Here is a 1534-nt window from a genome sequence, read left to right as displayed (position 1 = left end):
GAAATAGATAAAACCAGTATCTCGGAAATGTTTTTACAAAAATTGAGTGATATTCAAATAAATATTGATACTATTGATAAAAATTATGTAAGGGATTTTCCTAAAGAAAGACTGTTAAAGTTAAATGTATCGAATGTAAAAGAAAATCAGATAGAAGAAGGTATACGCAAAGTAATTGAGAAAATCAAACAATCAGAACGTCTAAATTTTCAATTTAAAAAAGAATAATATGAATAAGGAGGTTTATTGTGAGACACAAATTAATAACCTTGTTTATATGTATTACTATAGTAATTGGAGCGATGGTAGTTACTAAATATTATATAGAAGATGATCAATGCATAGCAGTTGGTATGTATTCAAGAGGTATAATCGTAGATCAAAATAACGAACCTATATCAAATGTGAAAATTTATGAGGATTCAATTGAAAGTAAGGACCGTAGTATTTCAAATGAACAAGGTGAATTTGAAATTGCAAATGGCGTTTGTGGTGACATTACGTTACAATTAGTTACTCCAAATAGCGAAATCTATACGAGGAAGTATGAAAGAAAGCATATACCCCAAGTTATAAAGTTGAATTATAAAAATGAAGGTGAATAAAATGAAACCATTACAAGGTAAAGTAGCAGTTGTGGCCGGAGCAACAAGAGGTGCTGGAAGAGGTATTGCGATGATGCTTGGAGAAGCTGGAGCAACTGTATATGTAACAGGAAGAAGTACAAAAGGGAATCTATCCTGTATGGGAAGAACAGAAACGATTGAAGAAACGGCAGAGCTTGTAACAAAGCAAGGCGGAATCGGAATCGCAGTTCGTGTTGACCATACAATAGAAGAAGATATTAAAGTTTTATTTACAAAGATTCAAGAAGAACAAAATGGACAGCTTGATATTTTAGTAAACGATGTTTGGGGCGGCGATCCTTTAACAGAATGGGAGAAACCTTTCTGGGAACACAACTTACATAACGGACTACTCATGCAACAAAGAGCTGTTCATTCTCATATAATGACAAGCCATTACGGTGTATCATTAATGGTACATAATAAAAAGGGACTTGTAATTGAAATTACAGATGGTGTCGATTATCAATACCGAGGCAATTTATACTATAGTTTAGCAAAAATCTCAACAATTCATTTAGCAGAAGCAATGGCGAAAGATTTAGAACAACACAATATAACAGCAGTAGCAGTTAGCCCAGGTTTCCTTCGTTCAGAAGCGATGTTAGATATATTTGGCGTAACCGAGGAGAATTGGCAAGAAGGAGCTAAGCAAGACCCTCATTTTATTGCATCAGAAACTCCTTTTTTCGTTGGCAGAGCAGTTGCAGCTTTAGCAAGTGATCCAAATGTTCATGGAAAAAACGGACGAGCGTTAAGTTCATGGGAATTAGGAAGAGAGTATGGATTTACAGATATGGATGGAAGACGACCAGATTGGGGGAAATATTTTGAGGAGAATGTTTTGAATCAAAATTAATATTTTTAGAGCACTCAATAGCTGAGTGCTCTTTTTCTTTATACTGTAA

At 34.2% G+C, this 1534-nt stretch carries 2 protein-coding genes and 1 pseudogene; all 3 read left to right on the top strand.

Going from position 1 to position 1534, the window contains the following annotated elements; translation table 11 throughout:
* Positions 1–228 (top strand): annotated as a pseudogene (locus AB3X48_RS22005) (aminotransferase-like domain-containing protein); the annotation flags it as partial.
* Between the two features lie 20 nt (positions 229–248).
* Positions 249–605 carry a carboxypeptidase regulatory-like domain-containing protein gene (locus tag AB3X48_RS22000; RefSeq protein ID WP_002200409.1) on the top strand — a complete coding sequence of 119 codons (357 nt, stop codon included), beginning with the start codon at positions 249–251 and terminating at the stop codon, positions 603–605.
* A gap of 1 nt (position 606) precedes the next feature.
* Positions 607–1485 carry an SDR family oxidoreductase gene (locus AB3X48_RS21995; protein ID WP_016104928.1) on the top strand — a complete coding sequence of 293 codons (879 nt, stop codon included), beginning with the start codon at positions 607–609 and terminating at the stop codon, positions 1483–1485.
* Positions 1486–1534 lie beyond the last annotated feature (49 nt).

Source organism: Bacillus sp. S4, assembly GCF_040838205.1.
In the GTDB taxonomy this organism is placed as follows: domain Bacteria; phylum Bacillota; class Bacilli; order Bacillales; family Bacillaceae_G; genus Bacillus_A; species Bacillus_A cereus_U.
The sequence above is the reverse complement of the archived record's forward strand: the minus strand, read 5'-3'. Positions and strand labels throughout refer to the sequence as shown.